At 70.2% G+C, this 26,719-nt stretch carries 22 protein-coding genes; 4 read left to right on the top strand and 18 right to left on the bottom strand.

Annotated elements, in window-relative coordinates:
• Positions 1 to 3: 3 nt before the first annotated feature.
• Positions 4 to 1,545 carry a purine-cytosine permease family protein gene (locus tag ACFSKW_RS27755; RefSeq protein WP_379575390.1) on the bottom strand — a complete coding sequence of 514 codons (1,542 nt, stop codon included), beginning with the start codon at positions 1,543 to 1,545 and terminating at the stop codon, positions 4 to 6.
• Complete coding sequence (gene speB, locus ACFSKW_RS27750) at positions 1,542 to 2,474, bottom strand: agmatinase (RefSeq protein WP_379575389.1); 933 nt, start codon at positions 2,472 to 2,474, stop codon at positions 1,542 to 1,544. Before speB ends, ACFSKW_RS27755 begins: the two co-directional genes overlap by 4 nt.
• A gap of 101 nt (positions 2,475 to 2,575) precedes the next feature.
• On the opposite strand from speB, the gene ACFSKW_RS27745 reads away from it, so the two are divergent.
• Positions 2,576 to 4,024 carry a PucR family transcriptional regulator gene (locus tag ACFSKW_RS27745; RefSeq protein ID WP_379575388.1) on the top strand — a complete coding sequence of 483 codons (1,449 nt, stop codon included), beginning with the start codon at positions 2,576 to 2,578 and terminating at the stop codon, positions 4,022 to 4,024.
• Positions 4,025 to 4,054: 30 nt separating this feature from the next.
• Here ACFSKW_RS27745 and rlmN read toward each other — a convergent pair whose 3' ends face one another.
• Positions 4,055 to 5,164, bottom strand: a complete 1,110-nt coding sequence (gene rlmN / locus ACFSKW_RS27740; RefSeq protein WP_379575387.1) for a dual-specificity RNA methyltransferase RlmN — start codon at positions 5,162 to 5,164, stop codon at positions 4,055 to 4,057.
• Positions 5,165 to 5,274: 110 nt separating this feature from the next.
• On the opposite strand from rlmN, the gene ACFSKW_RS27735 reads away from it, so the two are divergent.
• Entirely contained in the window at positions 5,275 to 6,192 is a 918-nt protein-coding gene (locus tag ACFSKW_RS27735) for a suppressor of fused domain protein (protein ID WP_379575386.1), read from the top strand.
• Positions 6,193 to 6,216: 24 nt separating this feature from the next.
• Here ACFSKW_RS27735 and ACFSKW_RS27730 read toward each other — a convergent pair whose 3' ends face one another.
• The 6 genes from ACFSKW_RS27730 to ACFSKW_RS27705 form a co-directional block, all read right to left on the bottom strand.
• Positions 6,217 to 7,041, bottom strand: a complete 825-nt coding sequence (locus tag ACFSKW_RS27730) for a phosphatidate cytidylyltransferase (protein WP_379575385.1) — start codon at positions 7,039 to 7,041, stop codon at positions 6,217 to 6,219.
• A gap of 108 nt (positions 7,042 to 7,149) precedes the next feature.
• Positions 7,150 to 7,707, bottom strand: coding sequence for a ribosome recycling factor (gene frr, locus ACFSKW_RS27725; protein WP_379575384.1), 558 nt, complete (start codon positions 7,705 to 7,707; stop codon positions 7,150 to 7,152).
• A gap of 100 nt (positions 7,708 to 7,807) precedes the next feature.
• Positions 7,808 to 8,506, bottom strand: a complete 699-nt coding sequence (gene pyrH / locus ACFSKW_RS27720; protein ID WP_358140623.1) for a UMP kinase — start codon at positions 8,504 to 8,506, stop codon at positions 7,808 to 7,810.
• A gap of 131 nt (positions 8,507 to 8,637) precedes the next feature.
• Entirely contained in the window at positions 8,638 to 9,471 is an 834-nt protein-coding gene (tsf, locus tag ACFSKW_RS27715) for a translation elongation factor Ts (RefSeq protein WP_379575383.1), read from the bottom strand.
• A gap of 123 nt (positions 9,472 to 9,594) precedes the next feature.
• Positions 9,595 to 10,533 (bottom strand): 30S ribosomal protein S2, encoded by a 939-nt coding sequence (rpsB, locus tag ACFSKW_RS27710; RefSeq protein WP_379575382.1) that lies wholly within the window; start codon positions 10,531 to 10,533, stop codon positions 9,595 to 9,597.
• 689 nt (positions 10,534 to 11,222) lie between these two features.
• On the bottom strand, positions 11,223 to 11,960 hold the full coding sequence (locus ACFSKW_RS27705; RefSeq protein ID WP_379575443.1) for an ArsR/SmtB family transcription factor: 738 nt from the start codon (positions 11,958 to 11,960) through the stop codon (positions 11,223 to 11,225).
• A 60-nt stretch (positions 11,961 to 12,020) separates the two neighbouring features.
• Here ACFSKW_RS27705 and ACFSKW_RS27700 point away from each other — a divergent pair, with 60 nt between their 5' ends.
• Positions 12,021 to 13,343 carry an MFS transporter gene (locus ACFSKW_RS27700; RefSeq protein WP_379575381.1) on the top strand — a complete coding sequence of 441 codons (1,323 nt, stop codon included), beginning with the start codon at positions 12,021 to 12,023 and terminating at the stop codon, positions 13,341 to 13,343.
• On the opposite strand, the gene ACFSKW_RS27695 is transcribed toward ACFSKW_RS27700, so the two are convergent.
• Positions 13,327 to 14,823 (bottom strand): CoA transferase, encoded by a 1,497-nt coding sequence (locus tag ACFSKW_RS27695; RefSeq protein ID WP_379575380.1) that lies wholly within the window; start codon positions 14,821 to 14,823, stop codon positions 13,327 to 13,329. The two genes, ACFSKW_RS27700 and ACFSKW_RS27695, sit on opposite strands and share 17 nt — an antisense overlap.
• An 802-nt stretch (positions 14,824 to 15,625) precedes the next feature.
• On the opposite strand from ACFSKW_RS27695, the gene ACFSKW_RS27690 reads away from it, so the two are divergent.
• Positions 15,626 to 16,057, top strand: a complete 432-nt coding sequence (locus ACFSKW_RS27690) for a M23 family metallopeptidase (protein WP_379575379.1) — start codon at positions 15,626 to 15,628, stop codon at positions 16,055 to 16,057.
• Between the two features lie 254 nt (positions 16,058 to 16,311).
• Here the strand turns inward: ACFSKW_RS27690 and ACFSKW_RS27685 are convergent, their stop codons facing one another.
• The 8 genes from ACFSKW_RS27685 to lepB (ACFSKW_RS27650) all read right to left on the bottom strand — a co-directional run bounded on the left by ACFSKW_RS27685 (position 16,312) and on the right by lepB (ACFSKW_RS27650) (position 26,541).
• Complete coding sequence (locus tag ACFSKW_RS27685; protein ID WP_379575378.1) at positions 16,312 to 17,196, bottom strand: tyrosine recombinase XerC; 885 nt, start codon at positions 17,194 to 17,196, stop codon at positions 16,312 to 16,314.
• Positions 17,197 to 17,981: 785 nt separating this feature from the next.
• The gene (dprA, locus tag ACFSKW_RS27680) at positions 17,982 to 19,115 is read right to left on the bottom strand and encodes a DNA-processing protein DprA (protein ID WP_379575377.1); all 1,134 of its coding nucleotides are present in this window, start codon (positions 19,113 to 19,115) and stop codon (positions 17,982 to 17,984) included.
• Between the two features lie 1,255 nt (positions 19,116 to 20,370).
• Positions 20,371 to 22,104 carry a YifB family Mg chelatase-like AAA ATPase gene (locus ACFSKW_RS27675; RefSeq protein ID WP_379575376.1) on the bottom strand — a complete coding sequence of 578 codons (1,734 nt, stop codon included), beginning with the start codon at positions 22,102 to 22,104 and terminating at the stop codon, positions 20,371 to 20,373.
• Complete coding sequence (locus ACFSKW_RS27670) at positions 22,105 to 22,458, bottom strand: YraN family protein (RefSeq protein ID WP_379575375.1); 354 nt, start codon at positions 22,456 to 22,458, stop codon at positions 22,105 to 22,107. It abuts the gene before it with no gap.
• Positions 22,459 to 24,203: 1,745 nt separating this feature from the next.
• Positions 24,204 to 24,527 carry a DUF2469 domain-containing protein gene (locus ACFSKW_RS27665; RefSeq protein WP_067184127.1) on the bottom strand — a complete coding sequence of 108 codons (324 nt, stop codon included), beginning with the start codon at positions 24,525 to 24,527 and terminating at the stop codon, positions 24,204 to 24,206.
• Between the two features lie 18 nt (positions 24,528 to 24,545).
• Positions 24,546 to 25,208: a ribonuclease HII gene (locus ACFSKW_RS27660; protein ID WP_379575374.1), complete on the bottom strand. Its 663-nt coding sequence runs from the start codon at positions 25,206 to 25,208 to the stop codon at positions 24,546 to 24,548.
• A 30-nt stretch (positions 25,209 to 25,238) separates the two neighbouring features.
• Positions 25,239 to 25,814 carry a signal peptidase I gene (lepB, locus tag ACFSKW_RS27655; protein WP_379575373.1) on the bottom strand — a complete coding sequence of 192 codons (576 nt, stop codon included), beginning with the start codon at positions 25,812 to 25,814 and terminating at the stop codon, positions 25,239 to 25,241.
• 10 nt (positions 25,815 to 25,824) lie between these two features.
• Positions 25,825 to 26,541 (bottom strand): signal peptidase I, encoded by a 717-nt coding sequence (gene lepB / locus ACFSKW_RS27650; protein WP_379575371.1) that lies wholly within the window; start codon positions 26,539 to 26,541, stop codon positions 25,825 to 25,827.
• Positions 26,542 to 26,719 lie beyond the last annotated feature (178 nt).

The raw sequence follows: 26,719 nt of genomic DNA, 5'->3' as shown, positions 1-26,719 counted from the left end.
ACGCTAGCCGACGAGCGGCGCCTCGGACCTGAGCACCCCCGCGTCGGCGGAGACGATGGGCGGGACGGGCGCGTCGGTCGAGCCGACCAGGCGCGGGCCCTCGGGACCGTACACGGCGCGCGGCTCGGGGAAGGCGAACAGCAGGGCGAGGTAGAGCACGGCCGCGACCGAGAGGCCGAGCGGCAGCGAGATGTCCACGCCGCCTGCCAGGTCACCGAGCGGGCCGACGAACTGGCCCGGCAGGTTGACGAACAGGATGGCAAGCGCCGCCGAGGCCAGCCACGCGGTCATGCCGCGCCAGTTCCAGCCATGGGTGAACCAGTAGCGGCCACCGCGCTGACGGCGGTTGAAGACCTGCAGCGCCTCGGCGTCGTACCAGCCGCGGCGGGTGACGTAGCCCAGCATCATGATGACCATCCACGGCGCCGTGCAGGTGATGATGAGCGTTGCGAAGGTCGAGATGCTCTGGGTGAGGTTCGCGGCGAAGCGGCCGACGAAGATGAAGGCGATCGACAGCACGCCGATGAACACCGTGGCCTGGACCCGGGAGAAGCGCGGGAAGACGCTGGAGAAGTCCAGGCCGGTGCCGTACAGGGCGGTGGTGCCCGTGGACATGCCGCCGACCAGAGCGATGAGACAGACCGGCACGAAGTACCACGCGGGCGAGATGGCCAGCAGGCCGCCGACGTAGTTGGGCGCGGCCGGGTCGACGTACTCCTGCGCCTTGACCGCGATGACCGAGGCGGTGGCCAGGCCGAAGAAGAACGGCAGGATGGTGGCGATCTGCGAGAGGAAGGCCGCGGCCATCACCCGCGAGCGCGGCGTCTCGGCCGGGATGTAGCGCGACCAGTCGCCGAGGAAGGCGCCGAACGAGACCGGGTTGGACAGCACGATCAGCGCCGCGCCGATGAACGAGGGCCAGAAGAGCGGGTCACCGGGGCCGATCGTGCCCGCGTAGGAGGGGTCGAAGTCGCCGGCGAAGGCGAAGACGCCCAGCACGAACAGCAGCGACGCGGCCACGACGGCGATCTTGTTGACGAAGAGCATGAAGCGGAAGCCGTACACGCAGACGATCAGCACGAGGCTCGCGAACAGCGCGTACGCCACGCCGTAGGCGGGCCCGCTCTCGGGCAGGCCCACCAGGCGGTGGGCGCCGCCGACCAGCGCGTCGCCCGACGACCACACGGAGATGGAGAAGAACGCGATCGCGGTCAGCAGCGACAGGAACGAGCCGACGATCCGGCCGTGGACTCCCAGGTGTGCCGAGGAGGACACCGCGTTGTTGGTTCCGTTGAGCGGACCGAACAGCGACAGCGGGGCCAGGATCAGCGCGCCCACCACCAGGCCGAGCACGGTGGCGGCCAGTCCCTGCCAGAACGACAGGCCGAACAGGATGGGGAAGGCGCCGAGCACGCAGGTGGCGAAGGTGTTCGCGCCGCCGAACGCGAGCCTGAACAGGTCGATGGGGCGGGCGCTACGGTCGGCGTCGGGGATGCGGTCGACGCCGTAGGTCTCGATCTCGGTGAGGCTTTCCCGGCGGCTCACGGCTTCTCCTTCACGGCCAGCAGGCTGATCAGGTCGTACGCGACGTGGGAGGCGGCGACGGAGGTGATCTCCGCGTGGTCGTAGGCGGGGGCGACCTCGACCACGTCGGCGCCGACCAGGTTCGTTCCTGCCAGTCCGCGCAGGATCTCCAGCAGCTCGCGGCTGGTCAGGCCGCCCGCCTCCGGGGTGCCGGTGCCCGGCGCGTGCGCGGGGTCGAGCACGTCGATGTCGACCGAGACGTAGAGCGGACGGTCGCCGATGCGCTGGCGCAGCGCGTCGACGACCTCGTCCAGGCCGCGGCGCAGCACGTCGGCGGCGGTGACGACGCCGAAGCCGAGCCTGCGGTCCTCGTCCAGGTCGCGCTTGCCGTACAGCGGGCCGCGGATGCCGACGTGGCTGAGCGCCTCGGTGTCGAGGATGCCCTCCTCGACCGCCCTGCGGAACGGGGTGCCGTGGGTGTACTCCGCACCGAAGTAGGTGTCCCAGGTGTCCAGGTGCGCGTCGAAGTGCAGCAGCGCCACCGGGCCGTGCTTCGCGGCCACGGCGCGCAGCAGCGGCAGCGCGATCGTGTGGTCGCCGCCGATCGTCACCAGCCTGCTGTCGAGGGAGGCGGCCGCGTGCTGGATGGTCTCCACCGCCTCGCCGATGTTGAAAGGATTGCAGGCGATGTCGCCCGCGTCGGCGACCTGCAGCCGCTCGAAGGGCGAGACGTCCAGGCCGGGGTGGTACGGCCGCAGCAGCCGTGAGGCCTCCCTCACGGCGGCGGGGCCGAAACGGGCGCCGGGCCGGTAGGAGACGCCGCTGTCGAACGGCACGCCTACGACCGCGACGTCCGCGTGCTCGACCTCGTCGAGGCGGGGCAGGCGGGCGAAGGTGGCGAACCCCGCGAAGCGCGGGGTGCTGGAGGAGTCGACGGGCCCCCTGGGCATGTCCTGTCTCCGTTTCTCGAGGCTGCTGTTTGCACGAGTGTGCGGGGCGCCGCCACGAGGAACAATTGTGCAGGTCATGAAGTTCTTCATACTCTTTGTGAATGGCCACAAAGGTCTCGGTCGAGGATCTTCTCCGCTCCCCTGCTCTGCAACTGCGCCTCCTCGCGGGTCAGGCGGGCCTGTCGCGATCGGTGTCGTGGGCGCACGTCAGCGAGCTCGACGACCCGACGCCGTGGCTGCTCGGCGCCGAGATGATCATGACGACCGGGCTGGGCGTGCCGCGCACCGCCGCGAAACAGCGGGCCTACCTCGAACGGCTCGACGACGCGGGAGTGTCCGCGCTGGCGCTGTCGGCGCAGCTGCACATGCCGCCGCTGCACGGCGCGTTCTTCGAGGCGGCCGAGGAACGCGGCATGCCCGTCCTCGAGGTGCCGCTGGCGGTGCCGTTCATCGCCATCGCGCAGGAGGTGGCCGCGGCCGTACAGGAGGACGCCAGGCAACGGCTCGGAGCCCAGCTGCAGGTGTTCGGCGCGCTGCGCTGGCTGGCCGCGGAGGACCTCGACCACGCCACCCTGTTCAGGCGGCTCGAACGGCTGAGCGGCTACGAGGTCTTCCTCTGCACCCCGCAGGGCAGGCCCCTGCTGCCCGGCGTGCCCGTGCCCTCGCTCGACGTGCTGCCCTCCGCGCCCGACGCGCCGCCGACCATCCCCGGCGGATTCGTGTTGCCCGTGCCGTCGCCCGGAGGGCCCGCCGGGTTCCTGGTCGCCTTCGAGCGCGAGGGCGCGCGGCCCGCGGGCCTGGCCGTCGTCCAGCACATCGCCACCGTCGCCGCGTTGCAGGTCGCCATGGTCAGGCACGAGAGGGAGACGCTGCGCAGAGAGGGCGCGGAGACGCTGTCCGAGCTCCTTCAGGACGTGCTCGACCCGGCCACTGCGCGACGGCGGCTGGCCAGGATGGGGCTCGAGGCGCCCATCGTTCTGCTCGCGGTCCGCCGGGTGACCGACGAGGCGCTGCGCCGCGCCCTCGACGACGCCCCGCACCTGATGCTGCGCCGCGGCGACGACCGCTACGTGCTCGGCGCCCCCGACCTCGCCGGCGCCGTAGCCGAGCTCCCCGGAGTGGCGGCCGGCGTGTCCAGGCCGTTCACCCCTGGCGAGCCGATGCGGGTGGCGCAGCGGGAGGCGGTGTGGGCGGCCTCCAGAGCCGCCGAGTCGGGCAGAGCGCTGGTCCACTACGGCGACGACACGACCGGCAGGTGGCTGCAGGACGACCCGTGGGTGCTGACCGCGCTGGTGGAGCACGTCCTGGGAAAGGTGATCGCCTACGACTCCGCGCACGGCTCGCGGCTGCTGACGTCCGCGCGCACGTGGATGGAGCGCGACCGGCGCACCGAGGACGCGGCGGCGGCGCTCCACGTGCACCCGAACACGCTGGCCTACCGGCTGCGGCGGTTCGCCGAGCTGACCGGGCGCGACCTGTCGTCCAGCGCGGCCTTCACCGAGGTGTGGCTGGCCATCCGTGCCGCGCGCCGGCTCGGCCTGGAGGACTGACCCCACCGACCGGCGGGCCGTACGGGATGGCTACTCGGCCGCGGCGAGCTGGCCGCAGGCGCCGTCGATCTCGCGCCCGCGGGTGTCGCGAACGGTCACCGGCACCCCGTGGAACTCCAGGCGGCGCACGAACGCCCGCTCGTCCTCAGGACGCGAGGCCGTCCACTTCGATCCAGGAGTCGGGTTGAGCGGGATCAGGTTGACGTGCACCAGCTTGTGCTTCACCAGCTTGCCGAGCAGGTCGGCCCGCCACTCCTGGTCGTTGATGTCCTTGATCAGTGCGTACTCGATCGACACCCGCCGCTTGGTCTTGGCCGCGTACGCCCAGGCCGCGTCGAGCACCTCGTGCACCTTCCACCTGGTGTTGATCGGCACCAGGCTGTCGCGCAGTTCGTCGTCGGGCGCGTGCAGCGACAGCGCGAGCGTGACGGGCAGCCCCTCGTCGGCGAGCTTGTTGATCGCGGGCACGAGGCCGACCGTGGAGACGGTGATGCCGCGCGCGGAGATGCCGAGCCCGTCGGGCGCGGGGTCGACCAGGCGGCGCACCGCGCCGATCACGGCCTTGTAGTTGGCCAGCGGCTCGCCCATGCCCATGAAGACCACGTTGTTGACCCGGCCGGGCCCGCCGGGGACCTCGTTCGCGGCCAGCGCCCTCGCCCCCGAGACGACCTGCTCGACGATCTCGGCCGTGGACATGTTGCGGGTCAGCCCCGCCTGCCCCGTGGCGCAGAACGGGCAGTTCATGCCGCAGCCCGCCTGCGAGGACACGCACATCGTGACCCTGTCCGGGTAGCGCATCAGCACCGACTCGACCAGCGCGCCGTCGAACAGCCGCCACAGCGTCTTGCGGGTGGTGCCCGCGTCGGTGGTCAGCTCGCGCACGGAGGTCAGCAGCGGTGGCAGCAGCACCGACAGCTTCTCGCGCGCGGCGGCCGAAAGGTCGGTCATCTCCGCGACGTCGGTGGTGAGGTGCGAGAAGTAGTGGCGCGAGAGCTGGTCGGCGCGGAAGGGCTTCTCGCCGAGCTCGGCGACGGCCGCGCGGCGCTCGGGCATCGTCAGGTCCGCCAGATGTCTCGCGGGCTTGGCCCGGCGCGGTGCCGCGAACTGCAGCAACGGGCGCTCGGTCTTCTCGGCGGTCATGAGCCCTCTCTTTGATCTAAAGTCCAGATGTGGCGATATACCGATCGTCTGGCGAGGGGCAAACCGAGGTCGTCCTCACCGATGGGAACCCTTATGGGAGCCGCACTCTGGTGGTCGAACGCGACGAAGCCGCGTCGGTAGCTTACCTGTGCTCCCCTGGCGGCGAGGTGCACGGAGCCGTCTGGCTGGCCAACCACGCACCCGCTCCCGAGGTCGTCGATCTGGCGAGACTGAACGCGGGCGCGCCGCCTGTCATGCCACGGCCGAACACCCGCCATCCCGAGGGACGGCACGCGCTCGGCCAGTTGACCACGTTGTGGTTCGAGGAGGGCGACGGTGTCGCCCTCTATGAGAACGACGAGCTTCTCGCGGTCATTCCTGGCTGGGCGGACATGAGCAGGGGCATGCCGGGCTACGCGCGCGACGCCGTCGGCGAGACGCCGTTCGCCTGGGCGCTGTCCGAGGCGCTCGAAGGGCTGCAGCCGCGCCTCACCCATGCCCGTGCCTACTGGCAGTGGCGCCACAGCGAGGGCTCGTGGGCGTCCTTCCAGCAGTTCGTCATGGGGCATCTCGACCGGACGGTCGGGCCTTCGGGGCGATACTGGGACGCCAGCGGCGAACGCCTCCCGACGGTGGGGATCACCGAGCGCCCGCCGTACGCGGGCAGGGACTTCACTGTGCTGTCGACGGTCGGCATGAGCTGCCAGCGCATGCCCACGGTCGAGCAGTGGATCGACAGGCCCCGCGCCTACGCCAGGATCGAGCTGGCCGTCGCCACGCACGGCGATCCGCGCGAGGCGGCGCTCCTGCTGGTGTGGCTGGCGCAGTACCCGTGGCACTCGGTGACGTGGCTGGGTCACGGGCACACCGCCAAGTGGTACCACGAGCCGTCGACGTTCCCGCTCGGCGCCCAGTACGACGGGGTGATCATGCTGGCCGAAGCCCCTCACATGCCTGACTTATCGGGGTTCGGGTTCGGCGGCGAGGCCGTCCGCTGGCTCTGGCTGGAAGCCTGGAACAATGCCTGACCGGTCCCCGCCCCTGTGACGCGGCTAGAAGAACAGCGACAACAGCAGCCACACCGGGATCAGCGTCGCCACCAGGGAGTCGAGCCGGTCCATCAGCCCGCCATGACCCGGCAGCACCGACCCCATGTCCTTGATGCCGAGATCCCGCTTGATCATCGACTCGATCAGGTCGCCCAGCGTCGCCATGACGGCTCCCAGCACGCCGATCAGCGCGCCCTGCCACAGCTGGCCGCCCATCAGCCAGGCCACCAGCCAGGCGCCCACGGCCGTGCAGGCGATCACCGACCCGGCGAAGCCCTCCCAGGTCTTCTTCGGGCTGATGATCGACATCTTGTGCCTGCCGAACAGGACCCCGGCGAAGTAGCCGCCGATGTCGCTGCTGACCGTGACCGCGATGAAGATCAGCACCCGGTAGTGGCCGTCGCCCGGCTCGGCGAGCAGCAGTGCCACGAACCCCGCCAGCAGCGGCGGGTAGGCCAGCGCGAACACCGACGCCGTGGCGTCACGGACGTAGCCGTCCTGTTCGCCGTCGAACATGCGCCACAGCAGCAGCGCGAACACGAACACGACGTAGATGCCGAGCAGCCACGAGGCCCCGCCCCAGTACGCGCCCGCCTGCATCGCGGCAGTCGCCACGAGCACGGGGATCAGCGGGACCCTGATGCCGCGGGTGCCCAGCGCATGGACGACCTCCGCCACTCCCACCCCCACGGCCCCCGCGACCACCAGGAGGAAGATCTCCTTGATCGTCAGCAGGGAGATGAGGACCAGGGCGCCCAGACCGGCGCCGACCGCGATCGCGGCCGGCAGGTTCCTGCCGGTACGGCTGCCCGGCGTGCGTTCTTCCACTGACTCTCCCACTCGGCGGTCAGACCGCGCCGAGCCGTCTGATGCGCACGCTTCGCTTGATACAGCCACGGCCCCCGCATCACGCGAGGGCCGTGCGGATGCGACCGCTCAGACCTCGAGCAGCTCCGCTTCCTTCTGCTTGAGCAGCTCGTCGATCTTGGCGACGTGCTTCTGGGTCAGGTCGTCGAGCTCCTTCTCCGCGCGGCGGACCTCGTCCTCGCCGGCGTCGCCATCCTTGATCATCTTGTCAAGGGTCTCCTTGGCGGAGCGGCGGATGTTGCGGATGGAGACCTTGGCGTGCTCGCCCTTGTTACGCGCGACCTTGACGTACTCCTTGCGGCGCTCCTCCGACAGCTCGGGGAAGGCCACCCTGATCACCTGGCCGTCGTTGCTGGGGTTGACACCGAGGTCGGAGTCGCGAATCGCCTTCTCGATCGCCCCCATCGAGCCCTTGTCGTAGGGCTGGATGATGACCATGCGGGCCTCGGGAACATGGAACGAGGCCAGCTGCTGGATCGGGGTCGGCGAACCGTAGTACTCGGCGTTGATCTTGTTGAACATCGACGGGGTGACGCGGCCGGTCCTGATGCCCGCGAAGTCCTCCTTCGCGACCGAAACGGCCTTGTCCATCTTTTCCTCGGCTTCGAGGAGGGTTTCGTCGATCACAGCGGCTCCCTGTCTATTGGTCGCTCACCTTCCTGGCTCGCTCCGCGGTCCCATCAGTCTGCGCCAGGTACCGCTTCGCGCGCTTCGTCAGGCTCGCTCCCTATTTCCCTGCCGGACTCACCAGCGTGCCGATCTTCTCACCGCGCACCGCGCGCAGGATGTTGCCTTCGCCCATCAGGTCGAAGACCACGATGGGCAGGTCGTTCTCCTTGCACAGGCTGATCGCGGTCTGGTCCATGACGGCGAGGTCACGTACGAGAACCTCCGCGTAGTCGAGGTGGTCGAAACGGACCGCGTCGGGGTTCTTGCGCGGGTCGGAGTCGTAGACCCCGTCCACCTGAGTGCCCTTGAGCAGCGCCTCCGCGCCGACCTCCAGCGCGCGCTGGGCGGCGCAGGTGTCGGTGGAGAAGTAGGGGATGCCGAGCCCCGCGCCGAAGATGACCACGCGCCCCTTCTCGAGGTGCCTGATGGCGCGGCGCGGCAGGAACGGCTCGGCCACCTGCTGCATGGTGATCGCGGTCTGGACACGGGTCTCGATGCCGCGCTTCTCAAGGAAGTCCTGGAGCGCCAGGCAGTTGATGACCGTGCCCAGCATGCCCATGTAGTCGCCTCTGCCGCGGTCGAGGCCGCCGGCGGACAGGGCGGCGCCGCGGAACATGTTGCCGCCGCCGACCACGACCGCCACCTGCACGCCCTCGCGGACGGCCTCGGCGATCGAGTCGGCCACGTGACCGACCACCTCCGGGTCGATGCCCATCGGCTCACCGCCGGCGAAAGCCTCACCGGACAGCTTCAACATGACTCTCTTGTACGACGAAGCCGCCGGCGTGACGGGCTCCTGATTCTCCTGCACGGCGGCGGCCTCCTCGGGTGGTGGTTCTAGTAAAGCTGTCGTCGAGGTGGGAGACGACCCCGCCTCCCACCTCGAGACTAAGCCTGGCCGACCTTGTAACGGACGAAGGCGAGGACCTCGACGCCGTTCTCGTCGGCGTACTTGGCGATCGACTTCTTGTTGTCCTTCACGAAGGCCTGCTGCAGCAGGGTGAAGTCCTTGTACCAGCCGTTGACGCGACCCTCGACGATCTTGGCGATCGCGGCCTCGGGCTTGCCCTCCTCGCGGGTCATCTCCTCGAAGAGCGCGCGCTCCTTCTCGATGACGTCGGCGGGAACGGCCTCGGCGTTGAGGTACTTCGGCGCCATGGCGGCGGCGTGCTGCGCGATGTCCTTGGCGACCTCGGCGTTGGGCTTGTCGAGCTGCACGAGCACACCGACGGCCGGCGGGAGCTGCGGGTCGGTCTTGTGCATGTAGGCGCCGACGTAGCCGCCCTCGAGCACGGCGAAACGGCGGATCTCGATCTTCTCGCCCAGCGCGGCGTTGGCCTCGTCGAGGTGCTCCTTGACGGACTTGCCGTCGAAGGTGGAGGCGAGCAGGGTGTCGACGTCACCGGGCTTGGTGGCCAGGATGTGCTCGACGACCTGGGCGGCCAGCTCCTGGAAGCGCTCACCCTTGGCGACGAAGTCGGTCTCGCAGTTGAGCTCGAGCAGCGCGGCGGCGGAGTCGCCGTCCTGCTTGAGCGCGACCAGGCCGTTGGAGGCGGTGCGAGCCTCGCGCTTGCCGACGTCCTTGGCGCCCTTGAGGCGCAGGATCTCGACGGCGCGGTCGAAGTCGCCCTCGGACTCCTCCAGCGCCTTCTTGCAGTCCATCATGCCGGCGGCGGTCAGCTCGCGAAGCCGCTTGACGTCGGCCATGTTCACGGAAGCCATGTGCTTTTCCTCGTGGGATGTCGTCGTGGATCGGGTGTGGACCCGGAAAGCCTCAGTGCCGGTGCGACCACCGGCGTGAGGTACGGCTCGCGCGCCCGGCGCGAGCCGTACCAGCGCAAGCCCCTAGGCCTGCTCGGTCTCGCCCTCGACACCGGCCTGCGCCTCGGCGGGAGCGGCCTCGGCGGGAGCGGCCTCGGCGGGAGCGGCCTCGGCCTCGGCCGCGACCTCGGCGGTCTCCTCGACGGCGACCTCAGCGACCTCGGCGGCCTCCTCGACCTTCTGCTCGCCGGCGCCCTGCTCGATGAGCTCGCGCTCCCACTCGGCCAGCGGCTCGGCGGCGGCGGGCTTCTCGTCGCCGCGGGCGGCGCCGGAGCGGGCCATGAGGCCGGCGGCGACACCGTCGGCGACGACCCTGGTCAGCAGGCCGACGGCGCGGATGGCGTCGTCGTTGCCGGGGATCGGGTAGTCGACCTCGTCAGGGTCGCAGTTGGTGTCGAGGATCGCGACGACCGGGATGCCGAGCTTCTTGGCCTCGGAGATCGCGATGTGCTCCTTCTTGGTGTCGACGATCCACACCGCGCTGGGCACGCGGCCCATGTCGCGGATGCCGCCGAGCGTGCGCTCGAGCTTCTCCTTCTCGCGGCGGCGCATGAGGAGCTCCTTCTTGGTGAGCCCCGAGGCGGCCACGTTGTCGAAGTCGAGCTCCTCGAGCTCCTTCAGACGCTGGAGCCTCTTGTGCACGGTGGAGAAGTTGGTGAGCATGCCACCCAGCCAGCGCTGGTTGACATACGGCATGCCGACGCGGCCGGCCTGCTCGGCGATGGCCTCCTGAGCCTGCTTCTTCGTGCCGATGAACAGGATCGTGCCGCCGTGGGCGACCGTCTCCTTGACGAAGTCGTAAGCGCGGTCGATGAACGACAGCGACTTCTGCAGGTCGATGATGTAGATGCCGTTGCGCTCGGTGAAGATGAAGCGCTTCATCTTCGGGTTCCACCTGCGGGTCTGGTGGCCGAAGTGAACGCCGCTCTCGAGGAGCTGTCGCATGGTGACGACGGGGGCCATGTGCTGGTCCTCCAGTTTCTCGGTTGTGCGCGGCAGCCGTACGGCCTGCCGCCCTGATGCCCCGCACCCGCTCCTGCCGGACTCTCGCCCGGACCGAAGGAACGGTTCGCGACGGGGCATGCGAAGTCGGCCTGTCGCTGACAGGCCACCGAAAAGCATACCTTGCAGGGAGGCCCGGCCTGACCGCTCCGGCTGACGGCGCACGTCAACCCGCCTCGCGATTCTCCGCCTGCGGGCCCGTCACAGGGCGATCGTCCGCCGACGTGCCCGCCGCATCACGATCCTCCGCCGACACACCGGTCACGCCCGACGCGCCGCGCTCCTTTGCCCGCACGCCCGGCGCAGCGCGACCCCCGCCGGCACGCGGGGCGCACCGCGGCCCCCGCCGGCACATGGGCGCACCGCGGCCCTCATGGCATGTCGGGCGCCGCGGCCTCCCGCGGGAAACACGCATCGCGGCCCCCGCCGGCACGCGGGGCGCACCATGGCCCCCACGGCATGTCGGGCGCCGTGGCCTCCCGAGGACACGTCGGGCGCGCCGTAGCCTCCCGCGGGAAACGTCGGGCGCGCCGTAGCCTCCCGCGGGAAACGTCGGGCGCGCCGTAGCCTCCCGCGGGAAACGTCGGGCGCGCCGCGATCAGCCGCCGGCGCACCGGGCGCGCCGCGATCACCCGCCGGGCGCGCCGCGATCACCCGCCAGTCGCGTCGCGATCCGCCGCCGGCGCACCGGGCGCGCCGCGATCACCCGCCGGCGCACCAGGCGCGTCGCGGTCCTCCGGCCGAGCCCCCGGTGCGGCGCGATCCTCCGCCGCCACACTCGCGGCGTCGTGGTCCTCCGTCGGCAGACCCGGCGTGGATCGGGCGGCCCTGGGGAAGAGCGACAGGTGCATCTCCGCATACCGGGCGGCCTCCGGCGCGTCGGTCCTGCTCGAGGTGGAGTAGGGGCGCACGAGCTCCTCGATCCGCTCGCGTAGTTCCTTCAGCTCCGCCGCGGTGATCATCAGGTGCGCGCGGCCGAAGGACATTGCGTCGCGCCACTCCTCCGACTCGCTGGGCGCCGCCTCCAGCGCCCGCCTGGCCTCGCTGTCCTTGTCCGCCCAGATCGAGTCGACGAGCAGCCGCTTGGCCTCGCGGATGCCGTGCCCGTCGTCGTTCTCGTAGCCGAAGGTGATGCCGCCCGGTGCGATGGCCCACATCCGCTCCCTGGCATCGCCACTGGCCGGGGCGTCCTGGACGAAGCCGTACTTCTCCAGCATGCGCAGGTGGTAGCTGGCCGCGCTCGGTGAGACGCCGACGACCTCGGCGAGCGTGGTCGCGGTCGCCGTCCTGCGCATGATCAGTTCGTTGAGCATCGACAGGCGGGCCGGATGCGCGAGCGCGCGCATCGCCTTGGGGTCGCTCAGCGGCGGGCGCCGTTCCTCCTGCATCACATGACGAACATACCTGAAGGGTTGCCTTCACAAATCTGAAGGATTACTTTCACAGTTGTGAAGCAAACCCTTCAGGACTCCCTTCCGCTCCGCAGGCAGCGCGACTACCGTCTGCTGTGGTCGGCCAGGACGATCTCCATCACCGGCTCAGAGGTCTCCAGGCTGGCCGTCCCCCTCACCGCGGTCACGCTTCTCGCCGCCACGCCGGCGCAGATGGGCGTCCTGACCGCGATGGCCTCCGTGCCCGTGCTGCTGTTCGGCCTGCACGCCGGAGCGCTCGCCGACCGGCTCAGGCGGCACCGCCCGCTGATGATCGCCTGCGAGCTGGTCGCCGCCTGCGCGGCGTTCACGGTGCCCATCGCCTGGTTCGCCGGCGTGCTGACCATGCCGCTGCTGATCGCCGTCGCCCTCGTCATCGGTACGGCGGGCGTGGTGTTCAAGGCGGCCAACTTCCCCCATCTGGCCGTGGTCGTTCCCGCCGAGAAGCGGACCGAGGCGATGGCCGGCTTCCACGCCTCCTACTCGGTCGCCTCCATCGCCGGCCCTGGCCTCGCAGGGTTGCTGGTCCAGGCGCTCACCGCGCCGCTGGCCGTACTGGTGGAAGGGGTGTCGTTCCTGGCCTCCGCGCTGATGCTGCGCTCCATCCGCACCCCCGAGCACCACGAGCCGAGCGCGTCACGCGGCATGTGGCGGGATGTCCTCGAGGGGCTGCGCGTCAGCGTCACCAACCCCGTGCTGCGCGCCATCCTCGGCGCGGGCATCACGCTGAACTTCTTCGCCATGGCCTACATCGCCATCGCCATCCTCTACATGCTCCACGTCCTGGGGATCCCGCAGGGCATGATCGGCGCGCTCACCGCGATCTCCGGCGTCGGCGGGCTGATCGGCGCGTGGGCGGCCACCAGGCTCGCCAAGCGCTTCGGCGAGGACAGGCTCATGGCCTACACGATCCTGCTCTTCCCCGTCGACATGCTGGTGGTCGGACTGGTCAGCGGCCCGCTCTGGGTCAAGGTCCCCATCATGGCCGCGTCGGGGCTGCTCATCGGGGCGCTCGTCACCTCCTTCGCCACCTGCATGAACGTCGTCTGCATGCGCGAGGCGCCCGCCGAGATGATGGGACGCGTCAACGCCACCATGACCTTCGCCATCCAGGGGGTGCTCGCCCTCGGCAGCCTCACGGGCGGCCTGCTCGCCGAGGTGGTCGGCCTGCGGGCGGTCATCCTCATCTGCGCCTGCGGGATCGCCCTCGCGGGCCTGTGGATCTGGACCTCCCCGATGCGCCCACGCCGTGTCAGGCCCGCACCCGCACCTGCACCCGATCCCGCGCTGAGCGCGGCGATGAGGGAGCTCTCACTGACCAAGATCAGGACGGGTACGTGAGCCACTCGGGGGCGTGCTCGCCCTGGCGCGGCGGCGCCGTCCCCCAACCGGGCCGCCACCCTCCGACCCGTCCGGGCGGCAACACGTACCCGAGCCTGCCGAAGGCGCTGTCCATCTCCCCCATGAGGCCCGAGACATCGACCCCCTTCGCGCTCTCCCCGCTCGGCTTCGGCTCCTCCGCGACCTGCGCGGGCTCCCCGATCGGCGGCACCGTCCCGACCCGGCGCTCATCCCCCAACCGCGCCTTCGCGGTCGGCTCCAGCTCACCGGCCGTCCCGGCCTCGCCCCGCTCGCCTCCCTGCCTCGCCCTCCCGGCCTGTCCTGAGCCCCCGCCGCTCACCGGCACCGCCCCAGCCTCACCCCGCTCCACCTCCGGCCTCGTCGTCCCGGTCTGGCTCAGCTCGGCGAGCCACTGGGCGGTCCTGGCCAGGCTCAGCTCCACCCGCCACGACCCGCCCTCCTCCTGTCGCCGGAGCAGCGCCGCCATCGCCCCGAACGCGGCCAGATACCCGGTCGCGTGGTCGAGCACCTGCGCGGGCAGCGGTCTCGGCGGATCACCCCACGCGAGGCCCGTCGCCATCTGCACCAGGCTGTCGAACCCCCGCCCTCCGGCAGGTCCATACGCGGTGATGTCCACGACGATCAAGCCAGGAGTCCTCCTCGCCACCTCGTCGACGACGCCGAGCGCCCCGGGCCTGACCGCCCTCACCACCACATCGGCCTGCTCGACCAGCCGTGCGAACGCCCCATCGCCCGGGTCGAGATGGCACGACCGCTTGCCGAACGCCGTACTGATCACCAGACCGTCCACCTCGGGCAGCCCCGGCATGCCCACCTTGAGCACATCCGCCCCGTAGGCCGCCAGCGTCCTGGTCGCCACAGGCCCCGCGATCACCCTGGTGAGGTCGAGGACCCTCGGCGTCTCCCTCCGTCGAGCCGGCCCCTCCCCCACTCTCCTCATCCGCACCAGCGGCAGCCCCGCGACCGCCCGCGACCGGGGATCGCGCCGCCACTCCTCCGGCGTCTTCAACGCCGCCGCGCACCCTCCGGCCTCCGTCACAGCCCTTTCGATCTCCAAAGAGGTACGGCTCGCGCACGCCGCGCCGATCTCCTCCGTGCCGAGCGCCTCGAACACGGCATCGCGGTGATGATCGAAGTTGCAGTGCAGCCTGACCCAGCCGTCCGCCGTACGGTAGTCACCCGAGAACGGCGACCACAGATTCTTCGACTTCCCGTCGATCGTGAAGAGCCGCTCGTCCAGGAACGCGGCCAGCGCCTCCCGGACATCGATCTCGGCGTCCAGACCCCGCATGGCCGCCGCCGCGGCCGTCGCCGCTCCCACGGACACGGCGGCGGCCACCTCGACCGGGTACGGCGACGGCAGCCGCGAGCCGTCATCGGTGACCCGCACCCGAGGCAGCTCCACACCCGCCTGCAGCCCCAGGTCCCGAACCATCCCCTCGGCAAACGCCTCGATCACCGGATCACCTCCTGCGCCATCGTCGACCTCCCTCAGCCCACCACCGAGGCTCCCTTCCACCGCCCACCACCGAGGCTCCCCGTCCACAGCGCACTGCTGAGGCTCCCCCTCCACAGCCCACTACTGAGGCTCCCCCTCCACAGCCCACTACTGAGGCTCCCCCTCCACGCCCTCGGCTGAGGCTTCCAGCCAACGCCCGCTGCCACGGCTTCCTTCCACGCCCCACCCAAAGGCCAATCCCGGACCCTGCGTCCACCTCCCTCCCGGCCCCTCCACCCACGACCACCACCCAAGCACCAGCCCTGGCCCGCACTGCCTTTCCACAGCCCAACCGCTGAGACTTCCGCTTCGTCCACAGAACCGTGTTCACCACCCCGTGCGACCCGTCCCGCCGACGACAGTTGCCCGCGTGCTTCTCCTCCCGCCGCACACGGCCACCGACCCCGCCGAACGCCAAGCACCACGTCCACCATCGCGGCACCGCAACGTCCTCATGGCGACCCTGACGCTCATCGTTTTGCTCGTGCCGCCTTCACCCGCGGCCACCGCCTTGCCCCCGCTCCCTTCACCCGTGGCCGCCGTCTTGCCCCCAGCTCCTACGCCCACGTCCACCACCTCCCTCCCAGCGCCTCCGCCCACGTCCAACGCCCAAAACCCGACCCCGAACCCTGCGTCCGCCTCCCTCCCGCCCCCTCCACCCACGACCACCACCCAAAAACCAACCCAAGCCGCTTCGCTCTCGTCACCCGCGCCCGAAACCCCCGACCCACCCGCCTGGCGTTGGCCCCTCGACGGACAGCCCGTGATCATCCGCCGCTTCAACCCTCCGCCTGAGCCGTGGCGCGCCGGTCACCGCGGCATCGACCTCGCCGCCCTCCCTGGCTCAACGGTCTTCGCCGCAGGCCCCGGCACCGTCACCTACGCAGGCCCCCTGGCAGGCCGCGGCGTGGTCAGCATCCAGCATCCGGGCGGCCTCCGAACGACCTACCTGCCTGTGCGTGCCGTAGTGCGACGCGGCCAGACGATCTCCATGGGCGACGAACTCGGCGTACTCGAATCCACCTCATGGCACTGCATCGCGTCCTGCCTTCACTGGGGCCTCCGCCGCGGCTTCCGCTACCTGGACCCGCTGCTCCTGCTCGGCTGGGGGCCCATCCGCCTCCTCCCCCACTGGCCGGAGACACCAGCGATGCCCCCACCCCAAGAGCCGCGAGCGATCCTGCCTCCCCCATGACTCCAACCACGCCGACCACCAAGCCATCGCCCAACGGGCCACACCCCCGGGCCATGCCACCTCTTCAGCGGACTCCCCAGGCCACCACGCGCCCCGTCAGGTGACCCGCCGCAGGTCCAGGCGAATCTTCCCCAGAAGACCAGTCCACTCGGCCCTGGCCGCTGCCCCGGTGGGCCAGGCTCAGGCGCGAGGATGAGCCTGCCGGTAAGCCAGGCGTCAGGCGCGGAGATGAGCCTGCCAGTAGGCCAGGCGCGTCACGCGCGAGGATGAGCCTGCCGGTAGGCCGCCCGCAGCCGCTCGATCGACACATGCGTGTAGATCTGGGTTGTGTTCAACGATGCATGCCCCAGCATCTCCTGAACACTGCGCAGATCAGCCCCACCCTCCAGCAGGTGCGTCGCCGCGGTATGCCGCAAGCCGTGCGGCCCCATGTCCGGCACCCCTTCGACGTTTCCCAGCCGCGCGTGCACGATCCGCCGTACTGTGCCCGCGTCCAGCCGCCCACCCCTCACGCCGAGGAACAGCGCAGGCCCGGTCCCCTCCTTGATCCAGCGTGGCCGCCCGTGCACACACCATCGATCGACCGCCCGCAGCGCGGGCAACCCGAACGGCACCGACCTTTCCTTCCGGCCCTTGCCCAACACGCGGATCACGTTGCGGTCCCTGTCGACGTCGTCAACGTCCAGCGCGCACAACTCGCTCACCCTGACGCCGGTCGCGTAGAGCAGCTCCATGACCGCCTGGTCCCGCAACTCCTTGGGTTCGCTCGCCTGCGGCGCGTCGAGCACCGCCTGCGCCTGCTGCTGATCGAGTACGGCAGGCAGCGGGCGCGCCGCCTTCGCGCTGCCCAGAAGCAGACCTGGGTCCTCGGGCAGCCATCCCCGCCGATGAACGAAGGCGGTGAAGGTCCGCATGCATGCCGTACGCCGCGCCAGAGTCGCCCGCGACAACCCTGCGGCGTGCTGCTCGGCCAGCCACTCACGCAACGCCGCCGTATCCAGTCCGGCCAGCCCCTCGTCCAGGTGAGCGAGCAGGGCGGTGACGTCGGAAAGGTAGGCGCGCACGGTGTGAGGCGACAGGTCCCGCTCGAACCGCAGATGCTTCTCGAACTCCGCCAGCGCCTCGTCCGGGTCCGTCACGCCGCCCTCCTTCACGTGGACTCTGTGGCGCCCGGGCCCACCCTCCGGGTCGCCCGACTGCCACCCATCATCTCCCTTCACCGGCCAGTCGACGGATAACCAGCGCTCGGACTTTCAGCCATCCATCACCGGACATCGTCCGAAGGGTCCGAGGCCGCGACGGGCTCACCGGGCTGCACGACCGGAGCATGAGACCATCACGTCCAGGTCACCGACTCCGACGGCTCCTTCGAGGAGGCTTCGATCGCGCTGTTCGCCCGGCATCCCCAAGTCCGGCGCACGCGCCGTCCGCGCAACCGACTCCGGAGGCCCTGCGCCAGGCTGCAGTCGCGCTTGCCATGCTCCCCCACCTCCGACGCTCCCCCACCTCCGGCGCTCCCTCATCTCCGACACCCGGGCTGCCCTCCGTCGCCGGCACCGAGAAGCCCAACGAGCAAGCGGCGATCGCGCTGCTCTCCAGGCCGCCCATCCGCAGAACTTTGCGCTGTTCACATCACCGACTCCGAGACGCGCTGTGAGCAGGATGCGATCGCCCTACTCTCCAGGCCGCAGGCCATCCGCGGACTTGCGCTGTCCACGTCATCTACTCCAAGACGGCGCTGTGAGCAGGATGCGATCGCCCTGCTTGCCCCGCTTCCGCGTCTCTGGCATCTGCGTTCAGCAGCGGTAGGGCGTCACCATCGACTCAGCGTCATCGTGATCGACAAGCACCCCGCGCATGACGGCTGCAGGGCGCCACCTGGTCGGCTCGCACATCGACGACCTTCCGGCCCCCGCAGGAACGATCATTGCGGCTGGTCCTTGCGGAGTCTCCAGCCCTTGGGGACGCGCTCCACGTACCCGGCTGCCGCCAGGCCGCCCAGGCAACTCAGCGCCGTGGTCAGGTCGACCCCGGCGGACACCGCGATGGAAGCGGGTCCCGCACCACCACGAAGGGGGACGGCGTCGAGGACGCTGCGGGTGGCCTCGTTCAGCGAGTCGCGTGGCACCACGGGCCCGCGGGCGGGCACAGCCATGTCGTCGCCGATCAGCCCGACCAGCTCGATCAGTTCTCCGGGTGTGGTGACGCAGACGGCGTTGCGGTCGCGGATCAGCTTGTGGCAACCCATGGACATCTCGGAGGTGATCGGGCCTGGCACCGCGGCCAGATGCCTCCCGAGGGAGACGGCGTGTCCTGCCGTGTTGAGCGCACCGCTGCGCACCGCCGCCTCGACGACGAGTGTCCCCCTGGACAGAGCCGCGATCAGGCGGTTGCGGATGAGGAAGCGCGCCCGTGTCGGGTGCACACCAGGAGGGCATTCGCTCACCACCGCGCCATGTTCGCGGATCGCCGCGAACAGTTCGTGGTGGCCGCTCGGATAGCAGATGTCGGTACCGCAGGCGAGGACGGCGATGGTCGGGGCGTCGCCGACGAGGGCTCCTCGATGGGCCGCGCCGTCGATTCCGTAGGCGCCGCCCGAGACGACGGCCCATCCGGCCTCGCTCAGCGCGACGCCGAACTCGGCCGCGATATGCACGCCGTACGCGGTGGCGGCCCGCGCACCGACCACGCCCACGGAACGTAGACAGGAGAAGCGCAGGTCGGCTGACCCATGCACCCACAGGGCCAGTGGCCTGCTGTGGCCGAGGGCGTCGAGCTGGGTGGGCCACTCTGCCGAACCCGGGATGACCAGGCGTGCTCCCGCACGATGCCCGGTCTCGAGGTCGGCAGCGGGGTCGGCGATCTCGAGGCGCGCCCGCCAGGCCTGGAACCGGCGATGCAGCTCGGCGATACGGCTCGGGCCGTGCTCTGGGATGTTCTCCCTGACGACGAACTCCTCAGGTAGCGAGCCCCTGCGGATCGCTTCGGCGGCCGCGGTGGGGCCCTGCCAGCGTACGAGCCGGCCCATCATGGGGTCGCCGACGTCGGCTGCACGCATGAGCGCGGCCCTCGCGAGGCGCTCTTGGCGGTCACCATCCATGGCCGTGAGCTGCGGGTACGTGTGCCGAGGGTTCGACGTCGGGTAGGCGGTGGCTGGCAGCGACGCGTCTTCTGGCTCGTCATCAGGGCGGTGCGGGGTTGGGGATGGATGATCGGCGGGCGGTGGTGTCGTGGGTACGGCAGGCGTCGCCTCGGCATCTCGCGGACGCAGTACCAGCGAGGGGTGGCTCGTAGCGGGTGCGGGTGGCAGTGAGTGGAGCTGGTCGTGGGTGGGGGTGAGTCCGACCGGCCTGTGTTCGGCCAGAGGTGAGGGAACGCCTTGGTCTGTGGCATGGGACGCCGAGCTTGGGAGCTCGCCGCTCTCGTAGGACGGCGGGATCGACGAGATGAAGTGGGTGCCTGGTCGGCGGGAAGCGGGTGGGCAACTCGACGAGTCGAAGCGTGGTGACGGCGGGGCCGGTGACGCCGACTGTGGTGACGCCAAAGCTGGTGATGCCAGGGCTGGTGACGGCGGAGCCGGTGGCGCCGACTGTGGTGATGCCGACACTGATGTCAGGGCTGGTGGCGGCGGTGTCGGTGACACCGGCGGGATCGCTGCGGTCGGTGACGTTGATGGGGTCGGTGAGGGGCCCGAGGGTGGCTCAGTGCTCGAGGGCGTGGAGCTCGACGGCGTGGAGCTCGATGACCCAGGGTTCGATGACGCGGGGCTGAATGCAGCGGTACTCGATGGCGCAGGGCTGGATGGCGCAGGGCTGGATGGCGTGAGACCGGGTGGCGCAGGGCTGGATGGCGTGAGACCGGGTGGCGCAGGGCTGGATGGCGTGAGACCGGGTGGCGTGAGACCGGGTGGCGTGAGGCTCGATGGTGGGCTGGAGGGCGTGGGATGCGCTTCCGTGAGGATGCGTGGGCTTGATGGTGGTGAGGCCATGGATGGTGGGGAGGTCTTCGGTGTTGTCGCCTCCTTGCCTGGCTGGTTGACGGGGGGTGATGGCTCCAGGCCATCCGGGGTCGATGGCGTGGGGCTGTTCATGTTGTCTGCTCCTGTCATGGGTTGGAGGTGGCGTGCTGGTAGTGCTGTGAGGCCGGTGAGCGCGGCTGTCGGCACGGTGAGGTGGGTCGTTCCCGCCCGGGAGTTCGGGGGCCCGACTCCTGTGAAGTCCTCGCGGGGCCAGATGGTCCTTGGGCTGGGGAGGCGAGGCGTCAGGCGGTCAGGCGGTGTCTGGTTGGGGCGCGGTTTCCGCTCCAGGCGGGTGTCAGCCGACGCCCAGCCACATCGCGAGGGCGGCGGACGTCTCTTCCGGGCCTGGGCGGTCTTTGCCGGCGAGGTCGGCGATGGTCCAGGCGACGCGTACGACGCGGTCGAGCCCGCGGGCGCTGAGCGAGCCGGAGTCGAGGCAGGCGGTCATGGGGCGCATGGCCTCGTCGGACGGACGGTAGTCGGCGTGGAGGACCGCTGCGGGGATTTCGGCGTTCGTTCGCCAGGGGGTTGTGGACAGGCGTTTGGTGGCGCGTTCCCGGGCGAGCTTGACGCGTTCGGCGACGATCTTGCTGGTCTCGACGAACTGGCGGTCGGCCATGAGCTCGCGTCGGCTGGAGCGGGCGACTGTGACCTTCATGTCGATGCGGTCGAGCAGGGGACCCGACAGCCTGCCGAGGTAGCGGCGCCGTACGGCAGGCGAGCATCGGCAGGATTCGCCTGAACCGGCCGGTTGGGCGCATGGGCACGGGTTGGCGGCCAGTACCAGCATGAACTTCGCGGGGAAGGTGACCGTACCGACCGAGCGGGACACCGTCACCCTGCCCGCCTCCAGCGGCTGGCGTAGCGAATCGAGGACGTGCCTGGGGAACTCGGGAGCCTCGTCGAGAAACAGAGTGCCTCGGTGGGCCAGGGAGACGGCCCCGGGGCGGACCACATTGCTGCCGCCGCCGACGACGGAGGCGATGCTGGCGGTGTGGTGCGGGTTCACGAACGGCGGGCGGTTGATCATCGGGCTGTCGGGAGGCAGGACGCCGGCGATCGAGTGGATCGCGGTGACTTCCAGAGCGTGGTCGATCTCGAGGTCGGGCAGGAGGGTGGGCAGGCGCTCGGCGAGGAGCGTCTTGCCGGTGCCTGGCGGGCCGACCATCCACAGGTTGTGGCCACCGGCCGCGGCCACTTCGAGGGCGCGGCGGCCGAGAGGCTGTCCCACGACATCGGACAGGTCCATGCCGTGGTCTGGGGCGGCGAGGGGCCCGCCCGATGCGCTGCCTGTGGCGTACCTGAAGGGGGTGGTGGTGCTGCCGATCGACAGGTCGGCGCCCGTCAAATGGCCGGTCATTGTGCCGTTGTGGCCTGGTTCGGCGGCGGGGGCGTCGCTCTGGTCGCCGGCCGGTCTGGTGTTCCTGAGCGGAGGTCCGGCAGGCGTGGGGAACGCTGAGGCCGTTCCGTCGGTGGGGGGTTCGTCCTCGGGTGGGGTGTAGCGGGGTGGGGCGTCGCCTCGGCGCAACCACTCCACGAGCTGGCGCAGGTCGGTGATGGGGACCACGGTGACATCCGGGACGAGGGCTGCCTCGGCGGCGTTCGCCGCAGGGACGACGACCGTGGTGCCGCCGCTGCGGACCGCGCCGAGCACCGATGGGAGGACTCCTCGTACGGCTCTGAGCCTGCCGTCGAGGCCCAGCTCGCCGAGGAAGAACGGCTCGGCGACGCGATCAGCCGGTACGGCACCCGCCGCACCCAGGATCGCGATGGCGATGGCGAGGTCGAACTGGCTGCCACGCTTGGGCAGGCTGGCGGGGAAGAGGCTCACCGTGATGCGGGCGTCGGGCCAGGGGTAGTGGCTGTTGACCATCGCCGAGCGGACGCGGTCGCGGGCTTCGCTGAGCGCGGTGTCGGGCAGGCCGATGAGGTGGATGCCTGCCAGGCCGCTGCCGACGTCGGCCTCGACCTCGACGCTTCGGCCTGTCACGCCGATGAGGGTGACGCTGCGCGTGCGTGCCACTGCCATCTAGATCGCCCCCCGGACGTGGCGGATCGCGAAGTCGTCGCCGATCCGCTCCAAGGCGATGACGTCGACGCGCACGAAGTCGAAGCGGCGGGGTTGGGCGGCCAGCCACTTGGCGGCGAGCATGCGCAGACGGGCCAGCTTGGCGGGGCGGACGGCTTCGAGTGCGGTGCCGTGGGTGCGGCCTGATCTGGTTTTGACCTCTATGACGACGAGGTTCGTGCCGTCTTCCGCGATGACGTCGATCTCGCCGTGGCGGCAGCGCCAGTTTCGATCGAGGATCTGCATGCCCTCGGCACGCAGGTAGTCGACGGCGACCTGCTCGCCGTGTTTGCCCAGCTCGTCTTTGGGTGACATGGGACCACCTCCGGGGCTGACTGTTCCGGAGCGGGGGTGGGGTGGAGGGGGGTGAATCGGATTCTGTGGACGGCGGGGGTGTGGGGCTGAGCGCCTGTGGACAACCGAATGGCCGGGTAGGTGGGGCGGTCCGCGGAGTCTTGATGATGGAGGTGCGAGGGACGGCTCGCGACCTTGGGAACCGCCGGGGCAGCTCGCGACCTTGGGAACCGCCGGAGCGGCTCGCGACCTTGGGAACCGCCGGAGCGGCTCGCGACCTTGGGAACGGCCGGAGCGGCTCGCGGCCTTGGGAACGGCCGGCTTGTGACCTTGGAACGGGTGTGCGTCTGGGGCGCGGATGAGTCGCCCTCACACCTCCGGCTGCGGCTGCGGCTGCGGCTGCGGCTGCGGCTGCGGCTGCGGCTGCGGCTGCGGCTGCGGCTGCGGCAAGCATGCGTCCCCAGGGCGGGGCAGGGCTTCCCGCTGAAGGTGACCAGGGGACCTAGGTGGCTCGGCGTGTATGGGCCGGACGTGGGGAGCATCCGCCAAAGGGAAACGGTCAGGAGACAACTCGGCGGGCGGGCGTCCGAACGGCTCGTCATGGGCGGGCCTAGCGACTCCGGCCAGGCTGGACTGGCCAAAGGGCCTCGGCTGGCTGCACTGACGCGGGATGGGCGCAGGCCGAGATGGACGCGGAGCAGACGCGAGGCACAGGGCGACGCATGGCATGGGCAGGGGAGCCGGGCACAGGGCGACGCGGGCAGACGGGCGTAGGCCCCAGACGGACGCGGGGCGCGGGTAGACGCGGGGCGCAGGGCGACGCATGGCATAGGCAGGGGAGCCGGGCACAGGGCGACGCGGGCAGACGGGCGTAGGCCCCAGACGGACACGGGGCACAGGGCACGAGGCACAGAGGACGCGGGGGAAGACAAGCGGCGGTCCCGGACGGGCGCAGGCCCCAAATGGACGCGGAGCGCAGGGGCGCGGCGGCCCGCAGGGAGGTGGGGCCCGAAGGGGTGTGAGCCAACGAGCCTCGTGAGTGACCGAGTCGGCAGACGGGTGTGGTTCGTCAGCGGCCAGGGGGTGTGAGCCCGAAGGGGTGTGAGCCAACGAGCCCCGCGGGTGACCGGGTCGGCAGACTGGTGCTGTTCGTCGGCGGCCAGAGGGGGCGTGGGCCCGAAGGCGAGCGTGGCGTGGTCAGGGAACGCCCGTCCACCTCGCCGGGTGGGAACCACGGCGAATGCCGTCGAAAGAGCGATGCGCAGATGATGCCACGCCGGGAAATTGCGGGTAGAAGCCCTCTGCCCCCGCGCGAGTCTGCGCCGCCCCTGGCAGACGGAGGTGAAAGCCCTCCGCCCAGCCCCGGTCTGCGCCGCCCCTGGCAGACGGAGGTGGAAGCCCTCCGCCCGGCCCCGGTCTGCGCCGCCCCTGGCAGACAGAGGTGGAAGCCTTCCGGCCAGCCCCGATCTGCCCGCATCTGGAAGGCGGAGGTGGAAGCCCTCCGCCCGGCCCGGGACTGCGGCCACCCCTGGAAGACGGAAGTGGAAACCTTCCGGCCAGCCCCGATCTGCGCCACATTGGAAGACGGAGGCGGAAGCCCTCCGCCCGGCCCCGATCTGCGCCACATCTGGAAGACGGAAGTGGAAGCGCTCCGGCCAGGCCCGGTCCGGGCCGCGTCTGGAAGACCGGGTGGAGTCTCCGAGCCGGCCCGGTCTCCACGCCCGTAAGGCGCTGATGGAAGCCCCTGACCGGACCCGTCACGGAATTCAGCCCGAGAAGCCCTCCTTGGGCATTTCCAGGTCAGGCTTGGCCAGTTCTTCGACGTTGACGTCCTTGAACGTCACCACCCGTACATTCTTAACAAACCGTGCAGGCCGGTACATATCCCAAACCCAAGCATCCTGCATCTTCACGTCGAAGAACACGTCCCCGTTCTCCGCCGTCCGCACGTCGAGATCCACCGAGTTCGTCAGATAGAACCGCCGCTCGGTCTCGACGACATACGTGAACAGCCCGACCACATCACGGTATTCGCGGTAAAGCTGCAGCTCCATCTCGGTTTCGTACTTCTCGAGATCCTCTGCGCTCATCCCGGTCCTCCAGCCTGATCAGGCAACTCCTGCCCCCACTCCATTCTCCCCCACGAAGGTCCGTGACACCGTCACGAAGGAGAAGCGATGGTGTGAACATGGCCCATACGAGCGCAACGCCCGCCGGTGGGCCGGAGTCACATACCCCTTGTGCTCCGCGAAGCCGTACTCGGGAAAGTCCGAGGACAGCTCCGTCATCATCCTGTCCCGCGTCACCTTCGCCACGATGGACGCGGCCGCGACGCAGGCCGCCACCTGGTCCCCCTTCCACACGGCCAGCGACGGCGCGGGCAGCCCTGGGACGGGGAAGCCGTCGGTGAGGATGTATCCGGGAACCAACGGCAACCGCGCCACCGCCCGCCGCATTCCCGTGACGTTGCACTTGTGCAGCCCGCGCGCGTCGATCTCGGCGGGAGGGATCACGACGACGCCGACCTCGGCCGTGGCCATGATCTTGTCGTACAGCGCCGACCTGATCGGGGGCGCCAGCAGCTTGGAGTCGGCCAGCCCCTCGATCTCGCGCCTGAGCACGACGGCAGCCACCACGAGGGGTCCCGCGCAGGCGCCCCTGCCCGCCTCGTCGACTCCGGCGATCGGGGTCAGCCCCCTGCGCGCCAGCGCCCGCTCGTAGGCGTAGAGCCCGGAATCGCGCCGGACAACGCTAGGACGTGGTCGAAACATGACACACGCAGCGTACGCCCCATCCGCGACTCACCGCACCTTGTCGAAGATCTCGGGCCGGCTGAGGATCGTGGCGTGGGAGAAGGGCCAGTAGATGGCCCACGCCCTGCCGATCACCTGGTCCTCGGAGATCCACTCGCCGGCTTGGCGCACGTGGGTCCTGGAGTCGACGGAGGCGGAGCGGTGGTCGCCCATGAGCCAGAGCTTGCCCTGGGGCACCGTGTAGGAGAACTCCTCGCCCGAGGGGAAGTCGTCGGGGAAGAGGTAGTTCTCGTCGAGCGGAATCCCGTTGACGGTGATGCGCTTCTTCGCGTCGCAGCAGGCGACCTTGTCGCCGCCGACGGCGATGACCCGCTTGATGGTGTCCTCGCCGTTCCACCCCGTGAAGACCACGATGTCGCCGCGTTCGCTGGCGCCGTGGAGCTTGTTGACGCTCACCCTGTCGCCGATCCTGAGCGTGTTCTCCATCGACTCGGAGGGGATGTAGAACGACCGCACGACGAACGCCTGCAGCAGCAGCGCCGCGCCGACGCCCAGGGCGATCAGGAACAACGTCTCCTTGAGCCCGCCTCTGCGCTTCTTGCTCTTGCTCTCTTCAACTGCCATGGGGGTACGGCTACCGCCTCGTGTGCCAGCGTCGGCGCAGCCAGAACAGCGGCAGGGCGCCTGCGAGCCCGGCCAGTGCCGGTGCCGCCCCTGCCAGAGCGCCGGCGGGCTGCGCGAACGTCTCGGGGATGGACAGGGTCGTGGCCCTGGACAGGGGCCAGATGATGACGAAGGCGCGGCCGATGACCTGGTCGACAGGGATCGAGCCGCCGCCGGGGGCGGAGGTGTGCTCGCGGGAGTCGAGCGAGACCTGACGGTGGTCGCCCATCACCCAGAGCCGCCCTTCGGGCACCTTGGTCGTGAAGAAGCTCTGGGAGGGCACGTTGCCAGGATAGAGGTAAGGCGATTCGTCCAGCGCGACGCCGTTGACCGTGATGTGTCCCTTGATGTCGCAGCATGTGACGGTGTCGCCGCCGACGCCGATGACCCGTTTGATGTAGTCCTTCTCGCCGGGCACGACGCCGAAGGCGGTGCCCGCCCAGCGGAAGAAGGCGGCGACGGGGTTGGTGGGCATCTCGGGGGCGACGCCCGCGTCCCAGGAGTCCGCGCCGGAGAAGACGACGATGTCGCCGCGCTCGATGTCGCGGGTGCGGTAGACGAGCTTGTTGACCAGGACCCTGTCGTTGGTCAGGAGGGTGTTCTCCATCGACTCCGACGGGATGTAGAACGCCTGGAACACGAAGGTCTTGACGACGAGAGCCAGCACCAGTGCCATGACCACGAGCACGGGTAGTTCTTTCCAGAACGACCCTTTCCTCCGTGCAGCTGTCTCCACCTTGTTCCGGCTCTCGCTTTTCATCGCTGACGAGCCTAGATGAAGGCCCTGCCCGAGGGAGGGTACACGCGACCCCGCGTCGCTCCACATAAAGGAAATGCCCCTGCAAAGCCGAACGGCCCCGTGACCT

The sequence above is a fragment of the Nonomuraea mangrovi genome (genome assembly GCF_042681425.1).
Lineage (GTDB): Bacteria > Actinomycetota > Actinomycetes > Streptosporangiales > Streptosporangiaceae > Nonomuraea > Nonomuraea mangrovi.
The sequence above is the reverse complement of the archived record's forward strand: the minus strand, read 5'-3'. Positions and strand labels throughout refer to the sequence as shown.